We start from the raw sequence: 22105 nt of genomic DNA on the forward strand, positions 1-22105 counted from the left end.
TTGTGTTATCATGGGAGTGAGCCATCGGTAATTCCTCCTGTTATGAAGGTTTTCGTCGACTTAATCATAACGGAATTACCATGGCTTTTGTTTATTTCTTTTGTTGCATTTGATTTTACAATGAACCGGGAAAATTAAATGAGCGAATGGCTGATTTTTGAGTTGACAAATACAGGAGTTTGTAGCCTACCTATGAGGGATTGAAACTTGCAGGTGTACGGCCTGTAGACATTTGAGAAGTAGGTGTTTGTAGCCTACCTATGAGGGATTGAAACCGGGTCAGGGTTGATGCGAAAATGCAGCACCTCATCGGTTTGTAGCCTACCTATGAGGGATTGAAACCAGGTGTGGAGGCTGTCTATTCGGGGAAGGTCATTCCGGTTTGTAGCCTACCTATGAGGGATTGAAACATTTAGAACAACATGAGGCGGATCTTTCGTCGCGTATTGTTTGTAGCCTACCTATGAGGGATTGAAACTTACTTCCACAGCATCAATTGCGGCCTGCATCGCTTCCGTTTGTAGCCTACCTATGAGGGATTGAAACCCTTTTCCTCGGCAATCTTTTCAAACCGCTCTTTCAGTTTGTAGCCTACCTATGAGGGATTGAAACATGCACGAAAAGGTAAACATGGGGACGCGGGCGTTCAGTTTGTAGCCTACCTATGAGGGATTGAAACGTTGAGGGTATTAAGAAGTGGAATAGAACTGAGATAGTTTGTAGCCTACCTATGAGGGATTGAAACACCATCCAGGCCGATTATCTACAGGTCTAGCCACTCTAGGTTTGTAGCCTACCTATGAGGGATTGAAACGATGATGATATCGGGAAAAACTTGACAGCGAAATTTGGTTTGTAGCCTACCTATGAGGGATTGAAACGTGAGGTAGTCACACTGTCCGGATTGGATGATGTGAGTTTGTAGCCTACCTATGAGGGATTGAAACCTCTGCCTGGTATACCTCCACTTTCACCAGGCAGGGCGTTTGTAGCCTACCTATGAGGGATTGAAACAACGCATCCCCAACAATAGCCGCCGACTTGCCGCCACCGTTTGTAGCCTACCTATGAGGGATTGAAACAACGTGTGCCAACAAAAGAATTCTTCGCACGGTATGGAGTTTGTAGCCTACCTATGAGGGATTGAAACGTGATGGTTTACCGTTAATAAATAGCTGATCCGTGGTTCGTTTGTAGCCTACCTATGAGGGATTGAAACATCCCAAACTGTTCGCCTGGAAAGACGGCAGAGAAGGTTTGTAGCCTACCTATGAGGGGATTGAAACATGCAGCGATCAACGATGGGCTCAGATACTATTACAACGTTTGTAGCCTACCTATGAGGGATTGAAACAAGATTATATGAACACGTTCCCCGGCGTTCGTGAAGTTTGTAGCCTACCTATGAGGGATTGAAACATTTCTTTCATAGCCTGCTGTATACGGCGGATGACTGCGTTTGTAGCCTACCTATGAGGGATTGAAACTTGGTGTATTCCACCATTAGGCCCTCTTGAGCGATAAGTTTGTAGCCTACCTATGAGGGATTGAAACCTTCCGCCGTGCCGGAACGCAAACAAGAACTGTTCACCGTTTGTAGCCTGCCTATGAGGGGTTGAAAAATGCAGGATTTTCCATATTTTTGACGAATAACTAAAGAAAAGTCGTAATCTACTTATTAGGATTGAATCAATGCTAGCTTCAATTCATTCAGGTTAATTTTGCCGTGCAGGTTAGTAGCCATTTTATTAATTTGCGATTGTTTTCCGTACGTTGCCTGTGCTACTTGCGATTTTCTGCTGAGACTTTTCTTCCCGATGTACATATTGTGAATGTTTTACTTCTGGTTTAATTAGATCATCTTTCCCTGCCCCCATATCACTTGTATTCCTGAATAGAGTGGTACAAATGTTAAAAAGATTGATCTAGAACGTAAGTTCCTGACAACACGTTGTCACAATCATGTGTTAAATTAAAACTGCATCAGTTGTTCATGGATGAGAGGATTACGAAAGGGAGGTGAACGAATGAATCTGCCCCAGATTACGGCGCAGATCGGAGCGCGGGAAAGGCAGACGAAAAGTCAATTAAGCTCACTTGTGAAGCCGCTCAAGGCCAAAAAAGACAAAAAAAATTGGTTTGTTGTTTTTATGACGTTTGAAATGTCTCAGGGAGAAATCGTCTTTGATAGTCCCTTACCTTACAGTGAAGAAATGCTCGAAACGTATCATTACTTTGGAAACAACAGTGCAGCATCGATGCAAACGTATTTGGTGCGGGAAACAGATTCGCTTTTCTATCTTTTGACGACGGTTTGGAACGATCTTTATCTTGCGTTGCAGAAATACGGAATGGAAACAAGTGAACTGGCCGAATGGCTCAGAAAGCTGCAGGGAACAGGATTGATTCATTTGGGGGAGAAAATGAAGGAAGGTTCCGTTTCGTTGGAACGCATCCGCTTACCCTCTGATTGGAAGATGGCCCGATGTGAAGTCAAAAAAGAAGGGGTCGTCATCGATGGGGATCAGTATAAGTTTGAAGATTTCATCCGTCGCTTGTTGCATGACGATGTGAAAAACAATCGTTATGTTCTGGTGGTTCCAAGGATTCGTGACGGAGAAAAAATATGGGTTCTTTCACAGCATCCGGACTATATGAAATTGGTGATGCGCATTAACAATATGCATGAACAGGAAGACAACGGCGTTTCCGACTCTGGCAGTCGACGTGTTTGTTATCTCTGTCACGAAAAAAAAGAGGACGTATCCAGCAGCTATACCACGAAATTCAACCGGTCGGGTATCAATAAGATTTTTACGACGACAACGATCAACGCGGCCCGGTTCCATGCAGGTGGACACGAATATGATGATGCTTATTCTATCTGCCGGGACTGCTATCAAAACTTGTTCTCCGGTGAAAGTGTGATTGTTCGCCGTTTCCGGGGAACGATCGCGAGGGAGTCTGCTTTTATTTTGCCGGAAGCCATGATAGGCTCTTTTGAATACGAATATATTGCCAAAATCAAAGAACACGTTGACTTTGCGTTTCAAAGTGAAGATGCGGCAGAATGGCTGCAAAGCGTGGAAGCGGAAGCGAATTTTCTGGAAGGTCCGTATGCCGTAAATACACTTGTTTACCGAACGGACGGCAACTCGGTAAGCGTTTTGGATGCGATTGAAGATGTGCCGGTGTTGCGATTTCGCCGGGTCATGGAAATTTTGTCCAAACGGGCAGCGGAACTTCATCCCCATATAAAGGGTTTTTCGCTCGGAAGCATTTATCGGATCATCCCGGTACGGGAAACGGAAAAAGGCCAGGTGGATATCCATCGTGTGCTTTCCTTATATAAAGTGATTTTGTCCGGCCATTTACTCGAACGGGAAACAATTTTTCAGTATGCCTGTGACGCTTTTGACAAAGGAATGCGCCAGCTGGCGAAAAAAGTGATCACCAATTACCGTAATCTGGCACTTCTTTCTTTTATCAACAAAGAAGATTTTTATTTGAAGAAAATCGCGATGAGCTATTTGGCGCTGATGCATGCGTTGGAAGATCTGGATTTGTTGGACAAGCCATTTTTCCGGAGTCCATCCGAGGAGGCGAAGGAGATGGAACATACAGGGACCGGCAAAGATATTGGGCAAATTGTACAAGAAATGGAACATTTTCTGGACCGTCAAGGATTTGTTCCAGAAGCGAAAGCGTTGTTTTACCTAGGAGTATTGGTTCATCGGGTGGCCGTCGCGCAGTATTTGAAAGAACATAAAACGAAACCGATCCTGAAGAAAATCCAGTTTCAAGGGATGAACACAAAAGAAATCTTGCGCCTGTATGAAGAAGTGGTGGAAAAATTGCGGCAGTACAATAAGCTCACCTTGTTTGCCGAACGGCTGATGGAACGTTTCCACCATTATTACGGGCCGCTGAGGGAAAAATGGCCGCTCAGTGATAACGCCAATGTGTTTTACGTGATGGCAGGATATGCTTATCTGGTCGGTACGAAGGCGCCCGACCTTTCGCCGGCGGAGGCCGAAGAACTGGAAAACATGGACGAACAGGTCGAATGAAGCACGCATAAATTTTCACAAGGAAAGGAGAAGGGACCATGGTATTGCAACAAAACAGTGATTTTCTGTTCTTATTTGAAGCGGCGATGACCAATCCGAATGGCGATCCGGATCAAGAAAACAAACCCCGGATGGATTATGAAACGAATACGGCGCTGGTGAGTGATGCCCGCCGCAAGCGGGATATCCGCGATTTCTTAAAAAGAAAAGGGTTCCCCATTTTTGTCGATACGTTAAACGATAAAAAAGTTCCGATGGACAAAATGTTTGAACATATCCGGGATCAATGGCTGGAGGATGACGAGCGCTTTGCCGGTTTGTTGCAGGAAAATCCGGAATTGGAAAAGCGATGGACCGATCTGGTCGGCAAGGAGAAGGGCAACTTTAAGGAACAATACCTGAATACTGCTGAAAAAATTAGAAAAAAGAAAGGTGACAACAAAAAGAAAAGTGAATGGACCGATTTTAACAATGCGTTCATTACGTTGCTGATCCAAAAAACATTGATCGACATCCGCTTGTTCGGCAGCGCCATGGCCGTGGAAGGAGTAACGCGCACGTTTACCGGCCCTGTGCAAATGACGTGGGGCTATTCCCTCCATCCCGTGGAATTGGTGAAATCCAATACCATCACCTCGATTATGAACGATGATGCGTCGACCTTTGGCAAAAAACACAAACTTTATTACGGATTGTTCGCCCATTACGGCACCATCAACAAGTTCAGTGCCAAACTGACCGGAATGACGGAAGAAGATCGCGAGTTGTTCCGCAAATCGCTGGTGCAGGGGATGATGAGCAACCAGACCGACAGCAAACAGGGTCAAACACCGTTGTTTTATCTGGAAATCGTTTATAAGGAAGATTTTGACGGTTACTTGGGCGATTTGCGCCGTTTTCTCAACGTTTCCTATAAAGACGGACAACCGATCCGCAGTTTCAAGGATGTAACCGTCGATTTTACCGATTTGTCCAAGGCAATTCAGGAGATGAAACAATGCGGATATGTGGAGCAAGTGGCAGGCTGGATCCATCCCTTTGCACAGTCCGAAGGGTTGCAACATTTGCCGGAATTTGCCGCCGTGGATCTTTGGGCGCCTTTGACATGAGGTGGGAAGATGCGGATTTTTGCATTTCGGCTCTTGGGGAAAATGGCACATTTTCGCCGTTATTATTCCAATTCGACCGCCCTGACGTATTCCGTGCCGCCACGGACGACCGTCGCCGGCATTTTGGCGGGGTTGTTGGGAATGGAACGGGATACGTATTACGATTTTTTTTCCTTGGAACAGTGCAAGATCGCCGTGGGCAATCGGGCGGCCATCAAAAAACAAGTCCAGAAACTCAATTTGCTCATGATTAAATCGCCCAACGACTTTAACGGTTCACAGGAACATCACAGCCAAACCCCGACGGAACTGGTGTTGCCGCACAATATTCGCTCCGGATGGCTGGACTATCCGGTATGGGTTTGGCACCGGGATGAACAGATATGCAATCGGTTGCTTCAACTATTTCAACGGACCGATGTGGGCTTTGCCAGCTTAGGCATCTCCTTGGCCTTAGGTTCGGCGCAACATTTGGGCTGGCTTCAGTTTGAGGGGATTGTGCAAGGGGAAGTTGTGAGGGAAGAAAAGACGGTGACCCTTTCTTCCGTTGTTCCTGTCCGACATTTGAAACGGTTGGCGTTTGAGGAAGGTGGCGAGGATTGGACCGTGCGGCTAGTGAAAGAAGATTTGCCGTTTGAGTTTGATGAGCAACGGCGGTTGACGGAGAGGGGCAAAGGACAAGTGATCATCAATTTGCTTCCCCATCCCATCCGGGCCAGTGTCTCGGAATTTGTGCGTTTGGATGACGGAAACGCCATTGCTTGGATGGAATGACGCAATCTTGCTTCAGGCACCGGAATGGACAATCTGGCCCGGTGCCGCTTTTTATTGTCAAGACATTTTTGAATAACCGTTTTGCGAGATCTATAGAGCGTAATTTAGGGAGTGGGTGAAACCATGTTTTATGCGCGGTATGAACGGGAACAGGGGCTTAAGCAACGGTTGCAGGAGCATTTGCAAGCCGTGTCGGAAATGATGGCAAACGCCGTTTCACCGGCCGTCCGCTTTCGTCCCTTCAAGCACAATGACATGGTGGAGATGGTTCGATGGATCGGTTTTTTGCATGATCTCGGAAAGTATACGCCGTTTTTCCAGGATTATTTGTTGAATGGCAAGGAATCTCGTCTAAAAAACCACGCTCACATATCCGCCTGTTTTCTCTATGCTTTGCTCCTGAAGACGTTGGATGGAAAAATGACCCAACTAGAGAAGCAAGTGTGGGCGTTTCTCGGGTATTTGGTTGTCCGCCACCATCACGGCTCATTGACATTGAAACGGTTGTTTTCATCCGAGGACATGTGGGACGTGCTTCAGCAGCAAGCCAAGGCCCTTCTTCAACAAAAAGACGCGACGTTGCAAGACATGGCTTTGGGGGAACGGTTGGATTCGAAGATGTACGGTCATTGTTTGCGCATTGAGGATTTGAAAAATGACCGGGGATTCTTTTACTATATGCCCCAATATTTGGCTAACCGATTGAAAGACGAGCAGTGGTATTTTGCCCTGATCTACCTGTTTTCCTTATTGATTGATGCGGACAAACTGGATTCGGCCGGAATCCAGCCGTCGGCGGTCTATGGCACGCCCCCGGAGCGGGTTGAACATTATTTGTCGGTCAAGCACGGGGAAAGAAAATCCGGTTCTTATCAAGATCGACGGAATGAGGTGCGACAGACTGTTTTGAATGTCATGGATGGCTTATCGGATGAAGCGATCCGGTCTCAGCGGATTTTTACGTTCACGGCTCCGACGGGGATTGGGAAGACGTTGTCGGCTTTGCAATGTGCGTTGCGCTTGCAAGAACGGATTCGGCAGACGGAAGGGTATACGCCGCGGATCATCACCGCCATTCCTTTTATCAACATTATTGAACAGACAAAAAAAGACTATGAAGGCGTGTTTGGAGCAGAACGGGTACTTGCACACCATCGACTCAATGATTACACCGCAGGGAAAAAAGCCGAGGGAAAGGAGGAGGATGAAAACGTTCCGGTCGATCGCGTCATGACAGAGGTGGAGTCGTGGGAGTCTGACGTGATCGTGACGACATTTGTTCAGTTTTTCCATTCTATCGTGACGGGGGAGAATCGTCCTCTCAAAAAGGTGAACAAACTGGCGGGCAGTATCGTGATTTTGGATGAAGTCCAGTCGCTTCCCGACGTTTATATGCCACTGGTGGGCGCATTGCTTCGCAAGTTGGCGGAATTTTATGGGACGCGGTTTATTTTGATGACGGCAACCCAGCCGAAACTGCTGGAATTGGGGGATCGTTTGCTGGGCGGAAAAAGCCTGCCGCCTGTAGAGCTTTTACCGGGGAACGAAAGCTATTTTCGTGAATTAAAGAGAACCAAATTGATCCCTCTTTTGGCGGAGAAGCATACGAGCGAGACCCTGGCAGACGCGATTCTGGAAAAATATCAACCGCAGCGTTCCGTGCTCGTGGTGGTAAATACGATTCGCCGGAGCATCGAGCTTTATAAACAATTTCGGGAAAAGCAACGTGCCGGGATCATCGGACCAGAAACGGCCATCCACTATTTGTCCACCAACATCATCCCCAAGCACAGAAGGGAAGTGGTGGAAACGGTGAAAGAAATGTTAAGGAAAGGGAACCCGGTAATCCTTGTTTCCACACAAACCATTGAAGCAGGGGTGGACCTGGACTTCGACATGGGATTTCGTGATTTGGCACCGATGGAATCATTGATTCAGACAGCCGGACGAATTAACCGCGAAGGGCATAAGGAGGATTTTTCGCCCCTTTATATTGTTCGATTGGAGAAGGATAGCCAGTATGTCTACGGAAAACACCACTTGGACCGTACCGAAAAATTGCTGCAAAACCGGAAAGAGATTTTGGAACCGGAATACCGAAATCTGGTTGAGGCCTACTACCGGGAATTGCTGGAGGCAGGCGTTTCCGATGAATCGCGGCAATTGTGGGAGCAAGGCATCGTCGGCCTCGATTTTGAGAAGTTAAAGGAGTTTCAGTTGATTGAGCGGATGGGAGAAGTCGTCGACGTGTTCGTGGAACTGGACGATACCGCGTCCCTGTTGGCCGATGCTTACGAAGAATTGGCACAAGACTCATGGGAACCGCAGGCGTTGTGGGAGGTATTTCCTGGATGGAAAAAGGATGCCAAGCCAACGGTGTACGAGCGGCGCAATTTGCGGCGGCTGCTGTTGGCGAAGATGAGTGAGTATATGGTACAAATTCGTCTCAAACGAGCCATTGCCAACCTCCCTTTGGATTTCGCCTCCCGAAATGGGGTGAAAGCTTCCTTCTTATGGATACCGCCCAGTGAGGTGCAACGGTATTATGACCCGGTGACCGGATTTCGGGACGAAACGGGCGAGGCGTTTATTGTGTGAGGAAATGATTGGTACAGCTATATTATTGAGCCATATCAAAATCCCTTATTTACGCAAGTAGAGTACATGCTGGTATAGGATTTTGAATATGGCTCATTGCACGAATAGAAGGGATTAACGTTTGTTGCTGGTCAGACGACGCAACCAATAAAGAAAGAGCAATGTTTCATCGATGTTTAAATGTTTGACTTGTGCGTCTTGTTCCAAATGGCGCAACAGGTGTTCCAAGTCGGCTCTTGCTTGTTTGTTCAGTGCCGGATACAAAAAGGACTTGAACTCTCTTTGCAGTAGTTTTTGAGCTTTGGCTTTTTGTTGTTGTGGATGCGGTTCGATCTTTTTTGCTGCTTCAAAAATTTGAATGACGTAGTCGATGACAGTTTTACTGATGGTTGTATGTTTTTGCAGAGGTGACCGGAGTTTTCCAGATTGGGCCCACTGTTCGGCCAACGCCAGCACCTTATTTCGTTGTGCCGTATTTAGGGACAGTTGTTGCATCATTATTTAGTACCCCTTTTGCCCTTGATGGTTCGTTTGCCATGTTCGGTGACGGTGTTTGTCGTAATCCATGATGTCCAACAGTTGATTCACTTGCATACGCATCTTTTGTTGAAAGGGACGACTATATTCTAAAATCGTTTCGCGGTTAATGGGTTGCGAATGAAATCCAAGCCGTTGGTAGGGAAGTACGTCTACCAGTTCAAATTGGATGCTTCCGAGGTAGGCCGGCTTGGCGTATCCTACTTTCAATGCGAAGGCCGGATCGCCAAATCCAAATGAAAAGGCCAGGCGCCCCAGTTCTTCATCAGTCATCTGTTGGTAATGAATTTCCCCTTCCACGACAGCTCCGGGTTTAAGAACAAGTGTTGGACTTCCTTGTCCGGTTTCCGGTGTACCATGATAGTAAAATTTGCGTTGGAGAACGTCTTCGTCATCCAGGTAAAGACGTATGGCCTCTTCCAGACGTGGTTGGTACAATTGCGGGATGAGTTCGGTGTTTAACCAATCCTTCGCTTGTCCCTGCAACAAAAAGTCGGTGAAACTGACGAGACTTTTTGCCACGTTTTCCTTTCCTCTGCCGACAAAACCGAACACTTGGCAGGCCGGACATATTCTGTCTTGTGTCATGCACGGGGATTGCTTTTCCGGTGGCAGATACCGCGTCAAATCTTTTTTCTTTCCTTGCGGTTGTTGGATACAGGAATGGCTTATGGCTTCGTAAATGCTCCGGACCACCCCTTTCAGGCTGGAACCGGGGATGACGGGATGGCCGTTTTGTAAGATTGGTCCGTAGACCAGCCGGTTTTCATGTAACAAGATTTTTCCGGAGCGTACGATGAGCGGCGTCAAGGTGCAGCCACGGATGAGCCATTTGCCGTGATGCAATTTCGGGTCCAGCACATTTCGTGGCCGTAAGGGGGCATATTCGACTTTCCGGGAAAGTTGGACAAATGCGTACGGTTTCATAAGGCACCACATCTCCTTGTTTTGCCGTCAATGCATTGGCACATCCAACCAGGGGGCCGTTTTCAAATCGTTAAGGATGCCGTTTTCGCCGATCCAAAAATCGAAACCTTCCTGACTGAACGTATGGCCAAACAGGTCTTTTTTCCATGTGACTGTCTGTTGCGTGGTGTCATCGGAATGGATGGCACCACAAATGGGTGCGGGGTTGCCGGGCAGGGCGCCATACTGGCGGATCGTGACTTGATGCAACTTCACGTTAACTTTGCCCAGTCCGCGTGTCGTGGAAGCTCCCAGACGAAGGTAGCCTTCGTGGAGATCCATCAGAAGGTGAAAGATCAGGGACAACTGCCACAGTTCAAAGTTGTGCAATGTAATCACAGTGCTGAAACTCCCGGACTCAACCACTTCCCGATCAAACAGTGTTTTGTTTTTCGACCCTCCGGAAATGCGGTCGATGCCCACGTTTTGGCGCGTGCCAAGGACAATTTTATCCGGGTCTACCGGGTATGCGTCACGGAAAGTGACCCGTCCTTTCATGGACAGGCTTCCAAAGAGCTGGGAAACAGGGCAGTTTTTAAAGTAAACGTGGTTTTTATCGATCCAAGCATGTTCCAGACTGCGGTGAATGTGCGTTTTTGATTGTTGGGTTTTGTCCGGTTTGGAAATTGGGTCATCCACTTCCACACCCAGCCCTCTCAGCAATTGTTCGGCGCGGGATCGGAATACACCTTTCAGAGATGAACCGGGAATGTAAGGCGTCATGCGCCCGTTGACCCATTGCGTGACCACTTGGTTGTCGGGACGGGAAGGATCCAAAATATTGGACTCTCCAGCCATGATGGCCAACGGGGTGACTACGTCTAGTTCGATGTCCAGACGTGCTTCATTCCTTAATGTGCCAAACATCGTTCACACTCCTTGTGGGTTCAGCTCATTGAGAAAATGTTCAAACGGTTGGGCAGGGACTTCTTGCCCTAACAGATGGGAGAGCAGGTTATCTTCACGGATGATTTGCACGGTCCAATCTTCGCCATGGACGTGTCCCAAACCGCGGGCGACTTTTCCGCCTATCGTCAAATGGCCTTGACGCAAAGCTTCCAGTGCTGTCGCCAGCCAAAGCTGTTCCGTTTCCGCCAAGTTGTCGGCGACCAACTGAAACTGAAAGGTGGTACCGGTTGGGACCACTTCAAAGTCATATAAAAATCGACCGGATACTTTCCCGGTGTCGCGGTCTATGGCGTTTCCTTGCCGGGTTGCATATTGTTCCGCCCAAGGGTGGCAGACGATGGCATCGCGTATTTTTACTTTGGCGGCCCGCATTTGATTTCCGAACAAATGGCAAATGGGGCAAGATTCCCGGGCAAGGGTTTGTTGGAACCGTTCCTCATCTCCCCCTAACCGCCTGAGCAAATCTTGACGGGCATTTTTGTTCTGGTAGCGGTAGAGACAGATTTGACCGGTTTGACTGACGGATTGGCATGGTTTGGAATAGTAATTTTCATCATAATCGAGGGTATGGGCGATTCGCTCCAAAAACGAACGCAAAACACCTTTTAATGATGAACCAGGGATATAGGGTTGATTGTCATGGGTTTTGACCACACCGTTGTCCGGGCCAAACACTTGTTTCTTTCCCTCGCCGATATGCATCGGGCTGTCCAATACCAACCGTCCTCGGATAATGAACTGATTGACAAAACGGTCAAAATAGGCGGTGGATGCAGTCATCGACCCGTCCTCCCTCTTTGTTCCAGGGCTTGGGATTGCAAAAATCGGTACTGCCAGGACCAATAATGAAAGAAGCGTTCAGCCATCCGCAAAAAGAGTTGTCGTTGAAAAGCGGGCGGATCATCGGCGGAGACCAAAGATTTGGCTTTTGCCTCGATCTGGTTCAGCTGTTCAATGACCGCTTCACCCAATGTTTTGTTACGAACCGCTTTGTTCCAATTTTTTCGTTGATCGTCACGGCCCATTTGGTAGCGGATGAAAAGACAAAGTTCTTTTAATCCAGATGCCTGGGCAGTTGCTCGCATGAGATGTTTAATTTGTGAATGACCAAACCCTTCTTTTTCTAGTTGATTGTCAATTTGATTTCGTTTGTTTCCTTGATTACGATGATTGTCTTGTTTATTTCGTTTCTGATTTTGCTCTTGAATATTAATAAAAATATCTATGAGCCAGGGATCCAGTTCTTTTACACAATCAATCAAAAAATCGGCTTCTTGTTTGAGCAACGATTGAATTTTAAACTCTTCCTGATTCAACGGTGTTTCCTCCTTTTTGGGATGGTTCGGCCTCACCGCTGAGGATGTCCAGCGACAAACGGCGTTGAATGTCATCCGCCTGCCATGGCATGCCGCATTGAATGGCTTCATCAAGCCACGGCTCCAACGCTGCTTTTGGCCCGTTCAAAATGAAGACGCTGCCTTGCTGCAGAAGGGTGGTCAGCTTGTCGGCACGGCGGAATTGCGGGCCGTTGTGAACATAACGGCGCTGGAACGAGTTCAAGTAAGCGGCTTCCACCGTGACGTTTTCCGGCAAGCCGCTGCACTGCCGAAGCAGTTGTGTGTAAAATGCCAGCCATTGTTCCCGTGTTTGGTATTTGTTATCCACGGCACATACCAATGGCAGTTCGACATCCGACAAGAGCTGGATGGCGACGCTGCTGTTGCCTGCTTGTTCCTGCCATTGCCGCCATCGTTCAAAAGCGGCTTGACGTCGGTTGGTTGTATCGGCAGGGGTGACGCGGATGCGCATTCTGCCGAATCCGCTGGTAAGGTACGCTCCCACATGAATGATCGCTTCGTCCAGTGACAAATCCGCTTCTTGGGGTGCGTAAACCGTACCGTAAAAGTACAACGGTTCGGCTTGACCGTTTTCAGGATCGATCAGGCGATACGGTTCCAACACCGAGAGGGTGTACAAATGTTCATCGCGGCTGACGAGCCGTCTCTCATCCAGTCCGACGCGGGTGATTTTGCGGTAATACAGTTTTTCATCGCTTGGCATTCGCCAGCCGTTTTTTCGTTCAAGCCGGCCTTGGCATACCGGGCATTTGAATTGCGCCAGCTGACTGCGCTGGTTCCTGGACAAGTAACGTTCCAGCAATGTTTCGCGCAAAGGATGGCTGGACGAATGTTTGCAGGCGAAAGTGGTCGGTGTGTACAACGTCCGGCCCATGGGCCGGGCGTCATTGAAACACAATTGTGGAAATACACGAAACCATGGCTGCCACTGGGGATGACACCCGTCGTCGGTGATTTCCTGGTGGTTTGGGTCAATATAATACAGCTTGTCGTTGGTGTGCTTGTCCAACGAATAATGTTCATGGGTTTCAAGGATTGCCCGGGCAAAGGCGGCTTGCAGGACGTGATGCGGGATATAGTCAAGGCTTGCGTACCGGTTGTTGTCCAAGCGGTGGCCGCCGATCATCAGGGGTGATTCGGCTTTCAACTGGATGGTCCACGCTCGATAATGCAATCCCAACCTGGATCCTCCTCGTATCAAGGGTTTTGAAGTTCCGCGGTCGAACGGACCGCTTTCAGAAAACGGTCATACGTCCATGGGCAGTTGTCGATGACCACTTGCACCGTGCTGTCATCAGGAGAGGGATTGGCCTGGTCATCGTGATACCGGAAGCGGAGATGGCCGTACCCGATGCTCTTGCTGCTGCCGATCGACCGAATGTTCAGGATGCAAAGGGTTAGTATTGCGGCGGCTGATGCAGTTTGGTCCGGAGGGACATAACACATCAGTTCGCTGCCGAGCTCAATGCCAGGGATAATGACTTCTTCCGTCAAAAGAGCTTGGTCACTGACGACTTTCCGTTTCCGGTCGATGGCAATTCTCGAACGGTATTGCCGCAGTTGTTCGGGATGCAACGGATGTGTCAACGTCGCGTCGGTGATGTACAAGTGGCCGTGGCGGATGCCGCTTTCGCCGAAAAAGAACGTTTCCCAATTTTTCAATTGCGGATGGATGCTGGACAGGAGTCGGTGCTGGTGGCGCAGCTGTCCCTTGATGGTGGAGGCTGGAATGTACGGATAACCCAAGAGGTCGGTCAGAGCACTGGCATTGGCGGTAGCCCGGTCACTTCCACCTTTGATCAACCACGGGCTGGGCATGCGCAGCTTTAAGTGCCATTGGACGGTAGACTTTCCTGCCACAGTTCTTCCTCCTCCATGTCCCACAGTTCCATTACATCGTGCCAAGGTGTGTATAAGTGTTCTTGGTTTTCGTCTTGAATGATGATGTAGGGAAAGTATTTTTCTTTGATGTTTTTTTCTTTTGTCCACGGTGCGTCGAGAAAGGCTCTGTAGCATTCATGAACACAGTGACGGTCTTCATCTTGCTTATCATCGAAACGGGCTGTGCAAAAATGAACCAAATAATACAAATTGGCTTCTTTGGTACTCATCTGGATGACGCTGTCCCGCAACCGGAAGGCCAATTGCCGAGCAGTGTCTATGTTTTTCAACTTCCTGATGAATGTTTGCATGGCGTCGGTTTCGTCCCACGAATAAGGACGGAACAAATGGTGTAAGGTGAACTGTTTGCCGGTACTTGTACGAACGGTCCGCACATGATTGAGTTGGCGGTATGTTTGAACGTTTTGTGAAAATGGCGAATTGGACTCCAGTTTCATAAAATCCAGCGTTCCGCCACGGACGCGGCTTTGTTTTTTGTGCTGTTTGGCGGATTTCAACAGTTCTTCCGCTGTCGAGAACAAGACTGTTAAAGGGATTTTGTAAGGAGCAAAACAGATTCCCACCGACAACGTGAGCTTTTCTTCATCGTCCCCCGATGCGGGATATTTCCGGAAACCGGCGTCAAATTTTCGTCCCAGTCGTTTGGCCGTTTCCAGTCCATAAAGGCCGGGGACGATGAAAAACAGATCGTCGCCCCCCACTGCGATAATTTCAAATGGTGCTTTGTCGTGTTGGTGATTTTCCAGGATCAGTTCTTGCAACGTGGTGTAAAGGGCGTATTTGGTGATGGAAGCCGTCAAATGGGAAAAGTAGCGGTAAACTTGAAACGATCGAATTTGCTCCACAACGGCTCCCATGTTGTTGCCGTCGCCGTAAATGACGGCAAGTTCGTCTTTTCCGTAGCGCTCGCGCTGGCTTTTTATGATATCCTCCAATGTTTCGGCCAATGCCATGTCTGCGAAAGGTTTGCCCAGTCGTTGAAAAAGGTCTTTCATTTCTTCGACAAACACGGAGCGGTTTTTGCCGGCGATGATTTTGTGCAGACAAGTGTTACAGCACAATCGTGGTTCATCTTGGTACGGATCAATTTGCACGTCAGCAATCCGTTGCCGGCATTGTTGGCACAACGGCTTGTCCGAGGTGCGCAAAAACGAATCAGCATGTGCCGCAAGCCGATGCCTATCTGCATCGTTCAAATGATCGATCTTAAAAGAAATATCCATTTGTTTGGAACGATAGGCGTTGATGTCTGGCGAAATGTCGTCCGTTGGCGGCAACTTCAACATTTGTAATTCGTGTTTCCTCATTTCCAGCCAGCTCAGGTTGTCCTGAAACCGATCCATGGCCAGATCGCGGATCGAGAATGTTTCGGTGTGGGCGACGCATTTGGCATGGATGGTCACGGTCTTGAACAGTTCTTCTATCTTGCCTGCGCAAAGCGGTCCTTCGGCTTCCGGACACAGGATTAAAAAGTTGCCACCGCCGCTGTATACAAGAATTTCCGGCGTCCAGTATTCGGCCAACAGCCGGAGGATTCGTTTGCGGTTTAGTTCATCCAGAAGCAGACTGGCGCCGCGGACTTCTTGCAAATGGCTGGTTTCCATGAAATATTGCTTGATTTTTACCGCCCCCGCTTTGACTATCGACAGTTGCTGCGGCTCACCGATCCATTGGCCAGTCGACAAAAACTGGTCAATGGGTTGGGCGATGGGTGAATGAATCTGTAACAACTGTTTCCGAAGAGCAGGCCAATTTTCCTTGTTCGGGTGGTAAAGCGCGTAATACAATCCCGTGCGAATCAGGACGTGATCAGACAGTCTCGTCCGCATGCGTTCAGACTTGGTGGCGTTATGCCAATGACGAGCGTACAAAGGTTTGGGATAAGGCATATGGGGCGCGAGCTGAAGTGGTTCCCGCGTCCCAAATGGTATTGTGTCTTGATGCCATACATGCCAAAACCGTTCTTCGGCCGACATGGTGGCCAACTTTTCTTCCAATTGTCGGAGCAAACCGTCGTATTCTTCTTCAGGCATGAAGAAAATCGTTTCCGTGACCGGATCTTGCCATACCAGATCGTTTGGATCCGGGGCATATGATTCGGGTTGTTCCGAGACTGGATGAAACATCCAGTCAGTCCATCGTATTGCTTTCATCAGGAATTGCCTCCGCAGTGATTTGTGTTTATTAGATTGATTTCGACAAATGTTATTATTTTCCTGCCACGTGTTGTCAAGATTCAACAAAATGTCGCATTTGCACAGGTTATCGAAAATTATATTGAAGAAAAAGAGACAGATCCTTCCATTTCATTATGATTCGGATTATAATCGGAATAAGGTGAAAGTGCTTGTTTTACTAATGTTTTGGCAAAACGGTCTGCGCAGGGTGAATGCGATGTATCATGCCATCGTCATGACATCGGGCGTTTCGTTGTTTGGGGAAACCAATTATTTTGGCAAGTGGACACGGCAAGGGGATTTTTTTCAATTCGACGGCCCTAATCTTAGCCTAAAGCAAGGGGTGGAAGAAGAAAAAGCGCTCCAAACATGGTTGGATCACGCCCAACCGTTGCTTCCAAAACGTGAATGGCAACCGGAGAAAGTGAGTGCCGAATATTCCATGTTACATGCGTTGAAACGGATGGGTAAATTGTCCGGTTCACCCAGTGTGACGTTATTTTACACCGAAACGTTGGACGGAAAAGCTGCGGCCCGATTATTGAAGCGCGTGATTGAACAGGATTTTTCAGCAGACGTCGACCTGCGTCCGGTACAGATGGATATCACCGATCGCGCCAAATTAAACCGACTGCTGGGCGACTACATGTTTGATTTAAGTCGTGTGTTGCGGGCCGGGGATCCTTCTTTTACGTGTTTTGCGCCTATTGGTGGGTATAAAGTGATGTCTTGGTTTGGTTATCTGGTCGGTTCATTTTACGGTTATCCGACCGCCTACTTGCACGAAGGTTCGCAGCAGATGCTTCATATCATTCCGCCGGTGCCCATTGACATTGACCCCGAATTTTTCCGTAAACATTCTTCTTTTATTCGTCGTCTGATGAACGAGGGGTTTCTTGACATGGAAATGCTGACATGGGAAGAAAGGTTGCTGGTGGAATCGCACGCTTCTCTCTTTACCACGGAAGATGGTGTGGTTTATCTGAATCCCTTTGGCACGTTCCTGTTTTCCCGGGATCAATATGTGTCGGAGCTGCGGACGAAGGTGTTCGTTTCCGAGGCGGTTCAACGGATCATGGAAGCATATCCGTCTCAGCAGCGTTTTATCTTCCAGCAAATCCGCGTTTTGCTGGAGTATGTGAAAGGCAGCCAGGTGCAAAAACGGGGTGAACTGTTTCACGAGAGAGATTTCGAGGCATTCAAAGGAAAGACGTTTCCTTACCACCTATACAAAGGAGCCAGCAATGGTGGTTTGTTTCGCGCCACATGGCGTTACGACGATAAGGAAGACAGGTTGTATATCAATTATCTGTGGTTGGCCAAACCATATGAGCAGGAGGTTCTACGGGGGAAAGGCCTGATCCAGGATGAAGGTGCATTTGCTGATGTGACGAAGCAGTTTTATGAGCAACTGTAACGAAAAAAGTGGAAGATATTATCGTGGAGTGATCAGTCTTGAAAAAACTGTTGTCATTTCTCGGGACAAACAACTATGTAGAATGTCATTATGAGTACGGAGAGATGGCCACAGCCAGCCGGTTCGTCCAAACAGCCATTTATGAATTGTTTTGCCGGGATTTTACCTCCGAAGACGAAGTGGTCATCTTCTTGACGCCGTTGGCCAAAGAAAAGAACTGGCAGGACTCGTTTGAAAAGAAACAAGAAGACGATTCTTTTGTCCGTTTGGAGGGCTTGGAAAACGCGTTCCGGCGCATTGCTCCAGAGGCCAACGTTCGATTGGTGGACATATCGGAAGAGCAGGATGAGAACAACCTTTGGGAACTGTTTGATCGGGTATTGAACGAAATCGGTGAAGGCGACGAAATCATTTTCGACATGACCCATGGATTTCGTTCGTTGCCGATTATGGCATTAGCCATCTTGAACTACAGCCGCTTGTTAAAAAAGGCGGCATTCCGGCAAATCGTCTATGGCGCTTTTGAAGTGCTGGGTCCGGCTTTTAAGGTGAAAGAATTGCCCGTTTCACAGCGGATCGCGCCGCTCATCGATTTGACGCCCATGGTTAAACTGATGGATTGGACAATGGGCATCGATCATTTCTTGCGTTCGGGCGATGCGTCCCTCATTCAGGAGTTGACGCGAATCCAAACCGGAGAAATTTTTAAACAACCCAACACAACAAAAGTCGGCGAATCCCTCGACATTCATGTACGCACAGCAGTGTCCAAGCATCGTATCCTTGCAGATCAACTGGATATTTTCACCAAAAGTCTGCAAACTTGCCGCGGTCCGTTGTTGATAGATGCGGTAAACAGCCTCAAAGAACGGTTGCAAGAGGCTAAAGGATACGACGTGCTGCCCTTTCGGCCGCTGGCTAGGTTGCTGGATGAAGTGGAGCGCCGGGTTCGAGCATTTTCAGGAGATCCGGTGATGCTCGGTTACGAAGCTGCCGAATGGTGTCTGGAGCACGGGTTGATCCAGCAAGGATTTACGTTTTTGCAGGAAGGCCTTTTTACGGCGGTTTGCCATGTGTTGGGCGGCGATGAGATGAATCGAAAGTCGCGGGATTTGATCTCGTTTGCATTTTCGGTCGTAAACCAAAAAAAGCCAGAAGCAGAGTGGCGCGTTTCTGACAAAGAAAAGCCTTTGTTAAAACAATATGTCACCTTTTTGCAACCTTATAGAGAACGTTTTCATTGGTACGGTCAGTTGGCGGAATATCGCAACAGCATCAACCATGCCGGATATAACCAGCCGACGCCGCCCCGCCGTTTTGCACCACAATTGCGAGAGATCCTGGATCAAAGCAAAGCGTTTTTTGTCGAACTTTCTCAGCTTGCACGGGAACCAAGAAAGCCATATCCTGTGGCATCTGATGTACAGAAAGGAGCACAGGAACAGGATGACGCAGCACCGAAGATGTTCTTGCTTTTTTCCCATTCTTTGACGGAGGAACAGAAAGAAGAAGCTGCCGTCCGTTTTGGGGTTAAGACGTTTTGTCCGCTTCCGGAACAATTGCAAATGATATGGTCTAATATTCCTGAGAAAGGGGAGTGGGAGCCGTCTTGGTTGAAGATGATCCAGGAGTGGATTTTAAGTCATGGCAAACCGCGGGATATTATGTTGGTACAAGGTGAGTTCGGGGCCACGGTTTACATGGTGGATTGGTTGCGCAAACACGGTTTTCGTCCTGTATACGCTACCAGCAGACGCCAGGTGGAAGTAAACCAAAAAAGTGATGGTTCTGTAGAAACGACACGAATTTTCAGTCATGTACAGTTTCGGGATTATCCTAAGTCGGAATGAACATCTTGCTAAGTGGGATTGCTTGTGTGCTGTGCCGATTAACGATCATCACTCGGGATATTGTGGTAGAACATGAACTTTTGTGTTGACTGAACAGATAGTTTTAGCTAGAAACGAAATTTCAAGTGTCGTCGATCGGAGATCATGCAAAAAAGCCGGGAGATCGACGACATTGTTTTTGGAAGAAGACAACTCCAAAAATGCCGAAATATACAGTGGATGATGGAGATGAGCATAGGATTTTGCTTCCAATGCTGCTGGATATGGATTATAATTGCAATAGAGCAAAAGTATTTGATTTTTCTACGTCTAAATGGGTTTGTAGCTTACCTATGAGGGATTGAAACGCGGAATCTAACGAGCGGCGCGGAAGGCAAGTGGACGTTTGTAGCTTACCTATGAGGGATTGAAACAGGCGATAAACATTGCGTGGGTTGAATGGATTGAAGAAGTTTGTAGCTTACCTATGAGGGATTGAAACTACGCATGCCACGCCATTTGCAGCCCCGCGCATGCACCGTTTGTAGCTTACCTATGAGGGATTGAAACCTCTCTCAAATCGATTAAAAAGAAAACGTTCCGGGAAGTTTGTAGCTTACCTATGAGGGATTGAAACCGGGGAACCAATTGACGATGAGACAAAAGAGCTCCTGTTTGTAGCTTACCTATGAGGGATTGAAACGAAGTCGCAATACTTAAACAAGTCGAGAGGTAGAGAGTTTGTAGCTTACCTATGAGGGATTGAAACTCAAACCATTGTTGATAAGACATATCCCCGGGAACGTAGTTTGTAGCTTACCTATGAGGGATTGAAACGTTGAAGAACTGGAAGGAATCAAATCGGACATAAAAGTTTGTAGCTTACCTATGAGGGATTGAAACACCAGTCCGTACAAAACATGAAACAAACTCAATATAGGTTTGTAGCTTACCTATGAGGGATTGAAACGGATGAAACGTTTATCTTGTCAGCAAGCTGCTTTTGTGGTTTGTAGCTTACCTATGAGGGATTGAAACCTGGCAGATCCACGTTCCGAATCGATCACTGCAACCCGGTTTGTAGCTTACCTATGAGGGATTGAAACACGGTGCAAAAAATCATCAATGATGGAACAGTAACGAGTTTGTAGCTTACCTATGAGGGATTGAAACTCCGTTATGGCACCCAATTATCGAGCCGTGCTCGAATGGTTTGTAGCTTACCTATGAGGGATTGAAACGCAAAACGGTGGGCGTTTACTAGGCGTGTATTACGAGTTTGTAGCTTACCTATGAGGGATTGAAACTAACCGTAGCCATAAGCGTACTTCCTCGCGGGGACGAGTTTGTAGCTTACCTATGAGGGATTGAAACTCGAGCTGAAGCCCGTTTTGCTGAGCTCAGCCCTCAAGTTTGTAGCTTACCTATGAGGGATTGAAACTTGCGCATTTCCCTTGAGAATTCTATGCGCTTGGCCAGTTTGTAGCTTACCTATGAGGGATTGAAACATCGTTTCAACAACAAACGTATGATGCCGCCATTGTCGTTTGTAGCTTACCTATGAGGGATTGAAACTCCAAGACAGGTAATGTGCTGGGTCGAGCCGCCTTGCCGTTTGTAGCTTACCTATGAGGGATTGAAACAGAGGATGGGGGAGAAAAGCCTGTGCCCCGGTATTAGGTTTGTAGCTTACCTATGAGGGATTGAAACCCAATCACGAGAGTTAAATATTACTCCTGCCTCGTCGTTTGTAGCTTACCTATGAGGGATTGAAACAAGAAACCGGAGAACCTTCAAAGCTTGTAAAAATATGTTTGTAGCTTACCTATGAGGGATTGAAACAAGAAGAGTTTGAACTTGATCGCGAACTGCTCATAAAAGTTTGTAGCTTACCTATGAGGGATTGAAACCGTATTCGCCGTCAACCACCTCGATATAGAAATCGTACGTTTGTAGCTTACCTATGAGGGATTGAAACTTGATACGCGCGGTGTTCCGTCAAATCTGGAGGATACGTTTGTAGCTTACCTATGAGGGATTGAAACTGCTGTCTACGAAGTCGAGTACACGTCTGACTATTTGTTTGTAGCTTACCTATGAGGGATTGAAACCACCTTAAACTGCATCGCTCTGCCTCCTTATTCCGAGTTTGTAGCTTACCTATGAGGGATTGAAACATCCCAATCAGTCCGCATCTTCAACCTTCCTCATCGTTTGTAGCTTACCTATGAGGGATTGAAACCTGTTGGCGATTTAGAGGCAGGAGGTACAGAGGGAAGTTTGTAGCTTACCTATGAGGGATTGAAACCCAATTGTTAGGAGAGTATTTTGGTTTCACTTGGGACGGTTTGTAGCTTACCTATGAGGGATTGAAACAACGAGTTTTCGTGACCGAGGTACGAAACCCGGACATCGTTTGTAGCTTACCTATGAGGGATTGAAACTTGATTACCGAAAGG

Annotated in this window: 14 protein-coding genes and 2 CRISPR repeat arrays (1 of these 16 cut by a window edge); of the genes, 6 read left to right on the forward strand and 8 right to left on the reverse strand. The window is 47.6% G+C overall.

From position 1 onward, the window contains the following. The first annotated feature begins 177 nt into the window (after positions 1-177). Positions 178-1622: a CRISPR direct-repeat array (repeat unit 30 nt; unit sequence GTTTGTAGCCTACCTATGAGGGATTGAAAC). Positions 1623-2027: 405 nt separating this feature from the next. The 4 genes from BAA01_01120 (at position 2028) to BAA01_01135 (ending at position 8551) form a co-directional block, all read left to right on the forward strand. After that, positions 2028-4070: a hypothetical protein gene (locus tag BAA01_01120; GenBank protein OUM85994.1), complete on the forward strand. Its 2043-nt coding sequence runs from the start codon at positions 2028-2030 to the stop codon at positions 4068-4070. 38 nt (positions 4071-4108) lie between these two features. Then, the gene (locus tag BAA01_01125; protein ID OUM85995.1) at positions 4109-5179 is read left to right on the forward strand and encodes a CRISPR-associated protein; all 1071 of its coding nucleotides are present in this window, start codon (positions 4109-4111) and stop codon (positions 5177-5179) included. Positions 5180-5188: 9 nt separating this feature from the next. Next, positions 5189-5953 carry a CRISPR-associated protein Cas5 gene (locus BAA01_01130; GenBank protein ID OUM85996.1) on the forward strand — a complete coding sequence of 255 codons (765 nt, stop codon included), beginning with the start codon at positions 5189-5191 and terminating at the stop codon, positions 5951-5953. Between the two features lie 123 nt (positions 5954-6076). Next, positions 6077-8551, forward strand: a complete 2475-nt coding sequence (locus BAA01_01135; protein ID OUM85997.1) for a hypothetical protein — start codon at positions 6077-6079, stop codon at positions 8549-8551. A gap of 114 nt (positions 8552-8665) precedes the next feature. On the opposite strand, the gene BAA01_01140 is transcribed toward BAA01_01135, so the two are convergent. Genes BAA01_01140 through BAA01_01175 form a run of 8 tightly spaced genes read right to left on the reverse strand, consistent with a single transcriptional unit; the run spans position 8666 to position 16376 of the window. Continuing rightward, positions 8666-9049, reverse strand: a complete 384-nt coding sequence (locus BAA01_01140; protein ID OUM85998.1) for a hypothetical protein — start codon at positions 9047-9049, stop codon at positions 8666-8668. A gap of 3 nt (positions 9050-9052) precedes the next feature. Beyond that, the gene (locus tag BAA01_01145) at positions 9053-10015 is read right to left on the reverse strand and encodes a hypothetical protein (protein ID OUM85999.1); all 963 of its coding nucleotides are present in this window, start codon (positions 10013-10015) and stop codon (positions 9053-9055) included. A gap of 27 nt (positions 10016-10042) precedes the next feature. Next, positions 10043-10921 carry a CRISPR-associated RAMP protein gene (locus tag BAA01_01150; GenBank protein OUM86000.1) on the reverse strand — a complete coding sequence of 293 codons (879 nt, stop codon included), beginning with the start codon at positions 10919-10921 and terminating at the stop codon, positions 10043-10045. 3 nt (positions 10922-10924) lie between these two features. Then, a complete protein-coding gene (locus tag BAA01_01155; protein ID OUM86001.1) occupies positions 10925-11743 on the reverse strand; it encodes a CRISPR-associated RAMP protein in 819 nt (272 codons plus the stop codon). After that, positions 11740-12279, reverse strand: a complete 540-nt coding sequence (locus tag BAA01_01160) for a hypothetical protein (GenBank protein ID OUM86002.1) — start codon at positions 12277-12279, stop codon at positions 11740-11742. Before BAA01_01160 ends, BAA01_01155 begins: the two co-directional genes overlap by 4 nt. Then, on the reverse strand, positions 12260-13501 hold the full coding sequence (locus BAA01_01165) for a hypothetical protein (protein ID OUM86003.1): 1242 nt from the start codon (positions 13499-13501) through the stop codon (positions 12260-12262). The genes BAA01_01160 and BAA01_01165 overlap by 20 nt, the downstream gene beginning before the upstream one ends. Before the next feature lie 17 nt (positions 13502-13518). Then, positions 13519-14181 carry a hypothetical protein gene (locus BAA01_01170; protein OUM86004.1) on the reverse strand — a complete coding sequence of 221 codons (663 nt, stop codon included), beginning with the start codon at positions 14179-14181 and terminating at the stop codon, positions 13519-13521. Continuing rightward, positions 14148-16376: a hypothetical protein gene (locus BAA01_01175; protein ID OUM86005.1), complete on the reverse strand. Its 2229-nt coding sequence runs from the start codon at positions 16374-16376 to the stop codon at positions 14148-14150. The genes BAA01_01170 and BAA01_01175 overlap by 34 nt, the downstream gene beginning before the upstream one ends. Before the next feature lie 241 nt (positions 16377-16617). Between BAA01_01175 and BAA01_01180 the strand changes: the two genes are divergently transcribed. Then, the gene (locus BAA01_01180; GenBank protein OUM86144.1) at positions 16618-17817 is read left to right on the forward strand and encodes a hypothetical protein; all 1200 of its coding nucleotides are present in this window, start codon (positions 16618-16620) and stop codon (positions 17815-17817) included. A 38-nt stretch (positions 17818-17855) separates the two neighbouring features. Further along, positions 17856-19667, forward strand: a complete 1812-nt coding sequence (locus tag BAA01_01185) for a CRISPR-associated protein (protein ID OUM86006.1) — start codon at positions 17856-17858, stop codon at positions 19665-19667. Between the two features lie 317 nt (positions 19668-19984). Continuing rightward, positions 19985-22105: direct repeats of the CRISPR family, unit length 30 nt; unit sequence GTTTGTAGCTTACCTATGAGGGATTGAAAC; it runs 858 nt beyond the window's last position.

This window comes from Bacillus thermozeamaize (genome assembly GCA_002159075.1).
Taxonomy (GTDB): domain Bacteria; phylum Bacillota; class Bacilli; order ZCTH02-B2; family ZCTH02-B2; genus Bacillus_BB; species Bacillus_BB thermozeamaize.